At 43.5% G+C, this 5,306-nt stretch carries 5 protein-coding genes; 1 reads left to right on the top strand and 4 read right to left on the bottom strand.

What is annotated here, in order from left to right:
- The first annotated feature begins 157 nt into the window (after positions 1-157).
- On the top strand, positions 158-655 hold the full coding sequence (locus CNE01S_RS23710) for a helix-turn-helix domain-containing protein (RefSeq protein WP_061279119.1): 498 nt from the start codon (positions 158-160) through the stop codon (positions 653-655).
- A 407-nt stretch (positions 656-1,062) separates the two neighbouring features.
- Here the strand turns inward: CNE01S_RS23710 and CNE01S_RS23715 are convergent, their stop codons facing one another.
- The 4 genes from CNE01S_RS23715 to CNE01S_RS23730 all read right to left on the bottom strand — a co-directional run bounded on the left by CNE01S_RS23715 (position 1,063) and on the right by CNE01S_RS23730 (position 5,069).
- Entirely contained in the window at positions 1,063-2,208 is a 1,146-nt protein-coding gene (locus CNE01S_RS23715; RefSeq protein ID WP_072279232.1) for a hypothetical protein, read from the bottom strand.
- 762 nt (positions 2,209-2,970) lie between these two features.
- On the bottom strand, positions 2,971-3,195 hold the full coding sequence (locus tag CNE01S_RS24920) for an RHS repeat-associated core domain-containing protein (protein WP_082763287.1): 225 nt from the start codon (positions 3,193-3,195) through the stop codon (positions 2,971-2,973).
- A gap of 536 nt (positions 3,196-3,731) precedes the next feature.
- Entirely contained in the window at positions 3,732-4,376 is a 645-nt protein-coding gene (locus tag CNE01S_RS23725; protein ID WP_061279125.1) for a PAS domain-containing protein, read from the bottom strand.
- Positions 4,377-4,385: 9 nt separating this feature from the next.
- Positions 4,386-5,069, bottom strand: coding sequence for a helix-turn-helix transcriptional regulator (locus CNE01S_RS23730; RefSeq protein ID WP_061279127.1), 684 nt, complete (start codon positions 5,067-5,069; stop codon positions 4,386-4,388).
- Positions 5,070-5,306 lie beyond the last annotated feature (237 nt).

Below are 5,306 nucleotides of genomic sequence, written 5' to 3' on the forward strand. Positions count from 1 at the left end.
TCAGTGTTTGAATCTGCAGAGGGAAACTGTCTGCAATTTATACTGACATGATATCGATATTTAATGCGAAATAAATTTAATTTTCGAAAAATATTTCGATTTGATGAGTTTTTGAATTGATATTCTTGTTAAATCAAACGGTTAAGAGTAGAACGAGATGGTGAAAAAAGGCAGTCAGTTGACTGAACCTGCGGATGAGAACATGTTTGGATCACGGTTGTCTGTGGCCATGGAAATGTCTGGCTATACCAAGAGCTCTCTGGCGCGTAAATCGGGGTTATCTGAGGCGGCCATCAGGGGATATTTAAAGCACGAGTCATTCCCCAGCATTTTACAACTGAAGAAACTTGCAAAAGCAACTGGGGTAAGTGCGGCATGGTTCCTGGGAGAGGAGGGTGAGTGGGCAGAACCCGCAGGAGTTGAAGACGATATTGCTCTGCTGACAATGTTGTTCCGACATATTTCGGAAGCGCAGCGCCATCTGGTCATCATGCAGGCAATGAGAGTGTTATCCGCACAGTATGCAGACAGCACCGTGGAATCTCTGCGGGATCTGTCGCCTTCTATAATGAATATTGCACTGAAAATTAGTCGTCTCTCAACCGAGCAGCGTCAGAAGCTACAGGGTGAGTTCGATATTGACATCGTACCTTAGTGGCGGTTGCCTGACTGATGCCTCACCATTGCTGAACATGGTATCTATAAATATCTGTACTGCCGATGTGGCGAGCCCTGTGCAAAACAGGCAGGCGTTGGCGACGAGTACTGGTCAGAATGAAAAAGATCCCTTAACCTGTAAAAATAGCAGAAAGATATAAAAGTATTGTTTTTTCGAGGGGTTTATCAATGTTAAATAGGCTCAACGAGCCTATTTATGAGTTTAGTTAAGGTAAGCTTTTAATGATTCATAAGGATAGTTATTTTAGCCTTACCGATTTAAATATCAGTAAGTTACTAGCATTACTGATAATGTGAAACACATAAGAAACGAGTTAGTTTGAAATGTATTGGTTGCTTCGGAACCCACGCTATAAAAAATCTTATAAGCTCACTGATCTTCAGCTAACAATCACCATCTGGTGAAGGAAAATCAGTGCTGTGATATCGCCTGAAACTGTCTTCCAGCGCTTCACGTAATGAATGGTATTTCTGTTCCCCGGAATCATCTTTCCATAACGTTACGGTCCAGGCCTCAGGGTTGCTGGAATACTGGTTATAAACCGGCCTTATTGTTTTCATAGGGAGCTCGCAGTAGGCCGTCACGAACTTGCTGAATTTCATCTCACTATAATTGACCGCAACATCTTCTGTTATGATACGGGGATCCCACCACGCAGCGTTGTTCAGGGCAATTCTAAGCTGGTCTGGAAGGATACGACCATTATAGATCCTTTCAAATATTGCTTCTTTTACCGTACAGCCGTGAACACGGATGGCAGCACGTTTTTGTTCAAGCTCGTGAAGGAACCTGAATATCAGCTTCAGGTCATTGCGACACCGAATGTAGTTCCAGCGCTGAAATTCGCAAAACTCATACCGACAGATGCTGGCGCTGCCTATCTTAGTGCGGTACTCGAGTACAAACCCCATACCCAAATTGTTCTCATAGTCATCATATTTTTCGGCCTGCTCGAAGCTCACGCCAGCATTCTTGATGATATAAACATCAAGATCGCCATACTCAATGTTTCTTTCAATAATTGAAGCTGCCATTCCCTCGGTATTTTTATACCAGTGGAGAGCGCGCGTGGGGAATACGCCCTCGCTTTTTGCGCTAAGCCAGGATTGCTGTACACCGAACCAGTTGCTGACGTTCTTAAGTAACTCCGGAGTCAGAAGATCAAGTGTTGCATCACGTGATTTAAGTTTTGACAGCGTTAGCCCATACTCAGCCAGTATCTGGCTCATTTCTAATGGTCCAATTCCATTGATTTCGAACAGCAACATCAGTCGGTCATAAATAGTATCTATTCGACTCTGGTGTGGTGACGTCTCGATATTTACCACTCCATCAACAATGATGTTTATAAACTGTGAAACCGAAATTCCAAGCACTTCACTCTGCGCCTGTAAGTACGCCCGCGTCTGAGGTTTTAGACGTATGGATGTCACTTCTTTGCGGCCATCCTCCTCTTCATCCATTACTTTTAGTGCTCGTTCCTGTCCGCCAGTGAGTAGTGAGCTCAGAATCTTTGTCAGTGAGTGCATGATCAAACCCGTTGTAGTAGTTTGTATTACTTTTTTCAATTTATGGCGAAAAGAGTAAAAACACAATACATCTGCATACGATTTTTTGATGATGCCGGCCTAACGATTGATCTTGCTTGAGGAGATGGTCTTGATGGCAGAATAACGTCTGAGGGACTAATGGGGGGCGTCGCGAGAAAAGTGATGGCCAATTCTGAAAATGCAGAAGTGGAGGTGGGAATATCTATGGCACAAAACCGACACTTATTAACAGACGACGTGCTTGCATATTGAGTCTACCAGACCAGTTATCTTGTACTGGGCGCCCGTTTAGCGCGCAGAACAGGTGAACTATGAAGCTACACAACGTGCGTTTAAGTACATGATGCAGGCCAACACCTATTCCGTTCAGTTCACCAACTTTTTTGACTTAGGATGTGTGAACGCACCCCTTTCAGTTCCATGCACTTTTAAGATTTCCATTTTTCTGACTCCAGTCAAAAATCCGGACAGTGTTAAAGGAGAGTGTAAACAGACTCAGACCTGACGCGGAACGAACAAAGAGATTACTGGTCCAAACCTCCCCAGACCAAATCCGGCCAGTGTGGTGGTGGCGTTTAGCCTTGCAGAAAGATTCATCTGGATCCAGTTCACACGCTGTTGGTCGACACGATCCTCTGTGAGCTCAGAGCCTGCCCCAATGGCCGAATCACCCAGCATGGTGCTCCTCTCTGTCGCGAGACTGAAGGCTTTCGCTGCAATAAACCCGATACCTAAACCCAGTCACTTACCCTGGCTGAAATGGTCTGACGGGTCATCCCGGTTGATCGGATCCCCGGTGCAGTAAACGTAGGGGTTAATACCACCCTTGCCAAAGGGGTTATATAAATCTGGCCGGGTAAAACGTCCCAGTACAGGACTGTAACCCCGGTAACCGTTCCCAGGATGATAATGCCTCTTGACCGGATCCAGACGTTCGCCGTTAAAACCTGAAAGACAGTATTCCATTCCGACCACTTCAAATATCAGAGTATGGCCCGACAATCCTGCATGTTTAACCGGGAAAAAACGAAAAATTATTCACAATATGCAGCGAGTCTTTTCTGAATGTGGTTCTGTGTCCCGCCGGCAGATTGCCGCGACTTTTCAGAATATCGGGCGTGCACGAACTTTGCATGCGAAGTTTCCGACGGTGGTCTTGAATGACGTATGGGGTCTTCGGACCAGCGAGGGTGGGGTAGGCTCCGGCGCTAAATGTGCAGGGAAGCCATGAGCGCCAGGCTGCCCACAGCATCAGACCTGTTTACTTGCGGATCGTTGCTCCTGACGGCTGCCGTTGCCCCTGTACTGAGTACGGCACTGATTGTGGCCAACGGTATGACCCGACCCATACTCCCGTAACTGGTCGGCGCACTTGCGTCATTCTCAGCCCTGAACTGAACCGCTAAAAATAGCGGATACCAGATTCAAAATTTTTTGCATTAAAGGCGTTCACTGTATGACAGGTGATCACATGGCATTTGGTCGACAGAGGCAAAGTTAGGTTAAACAAGGATCATATGCCCCTGCTTTAAAAAAAACGGTGGAATATAGTTATCCCAACCCTGAGTACGGATATATTTGAGCAGCTGGGTATAATTCAGCACTCCGGACTTTTCGCAGCAGAGTATTATGCGGTTTCTTAGTGTTATGTAGCTAATACCAAGAATTTCGGATATGCCTTTGCGTTTAACTCCGCATAACAGTAAGAGTATTATCTCCCATTCGCGATCGGTAAAAAGAGGGGATGGTCTGGTGAAGATAAGGGGTTTACGATAGATATTATCGAAGAATGAGGACAGATAGACATTAGTGAGTTCAATGTAGGTACAAATGATGCCTGTTGAACCATTCTGTAACGGCCAGGGTCTTTTTTCTACCAGATAGGCACGCAACTTGCCTTCATTTCCATAATTGAATACTTTCAGCACAATGCTCATTTTTTTGTTTTTGATTATCTCATTGTCATCGCGTAATATGTATTTGTAATGCTCTCCAATATCAGGGATTAGTTCAGTGTCTATGCGGCCCATGATTCTGGTTGCTGATATATTGAAATATTGACAGGCTAAATCGTTAACATAAATATATCGCGATGCGTTGTCTTTTATGGCCCATCCAAACAACGATCTTTTAAAATAAAAATCCATGGATAACCCTCAGTCAGTAACGATAATATGCCCCTTTTTTAAAAAGAATTGTGGGATGTAATTATCCATCCCGTTGCATTTGCAAAACTCAATCAAAGATGATGATGAGTTTGCCCCAATTTTTTTAAAGCAACTTCTCAATCTTCCGTTAATGGCGTTAACAGAAATACCAAGGATGCTACTAATTTCTTTAAGGCTGAAATCACACTGTAGTAGATAGACCATTTCCCATTCTTTTTCTGTAAATATCACTGAGGGTGCCTGGAAAATTGCATGTTGCTTTATTTTCCCTGCGAGGAGTGATGTCGGCGTGATGATGTTGACATGCCTTACGCTTATAAGCGTGCCATTACAAATGTTTTTTTCATCAAATAATGGTTCCTGAATGTTGTATGCGGGTTGCATGATTTTCTCTTTGCCCTGAATATGGGTTGTAATTGCCCGTACGGGTTTTCCTGAGTCTTCAATGTATCTTTCCTGCTGTTCAAACAGATCTGAGAACTCAGCCACAGGAACCGGAATGTCATTAATTTTAAGTCCTTCATAGTCATAATGCGTTGAAATTGTTTGCCATATTTTAAAAGCCTTATTTACGTAAACGAAATGAGACTCTTTATCTTTTACTGCCCATCCAACAATGGGATCATTTTCAAACATCTGGATTAAGTTTTCGGGTAACGAAGCTATTGCCATGATAAAACTCCCGGATAAAAAACACCCTACATAAAACGTACTCTACACAAAATGAACCCTACATAATGTGGATCTTTATTATCATTCCTGCATATTACATATAATGGTCAACAGGTATAGTTTCTGCTTTGGCCGAGAATGATAGTTTGTATCATCATGGATATGGCAGATAACGATAAACAGAAAACCACAGTCAGGATAAAGTAAAAAGGCATGATAAAAAAGCAACAGTTAACG

This window comes from Cedecea neteri NBRC 105707 = ATCC 33855 (genome assembly GCF_001571265.1).
GTDB lineage: Bacteria > Pseudomonadota > Gammaproteobacteria > Enterobacterales > Enterobacteriaceae > Cedecea > Cedecea neteri.

Excerpts from the sequence above, each read along its gene's own strand:
- CNE01S_RS23710 (WP_061279119.1), top strand. The coding sequence starts at position 158 with ATGGTGAAAAAAGGCAGTCAGTTGACTGAACCTGCGGATGAGAACATG.
- CNE01S_RS23715 (WP_072279232.1), bottom strand. The coding sequence starts at position 2,208 with ATGCACTCACTGACAAAGATTCTGAGCTCACTACTCACTGGCGGACAG.
- CNE01S_RS24920 (WP_082763287.1), bottom strand. The coding sequence starts at position 3,195 with ATGGAATACTGTCTTTCAGGTTTTAACGGCGAACGTCTGGATCCGGTC.
- CNE01S_RS23725 (WP_061279125.1), bottom strand. The coding sequence starts at position 4,376 with ATGGATTTTTATTTTAAAAGATCGTTGTTTGGATGGGCCATAAAAGAC.
- CNE01S_RS23730 (WP_061279127.1), bottom strand. The coding sequence starts at position 5,069 with ATGGCAATAGCTTCGTTACCCGAAAACTTAATCCAGATGTTTGAAAAT.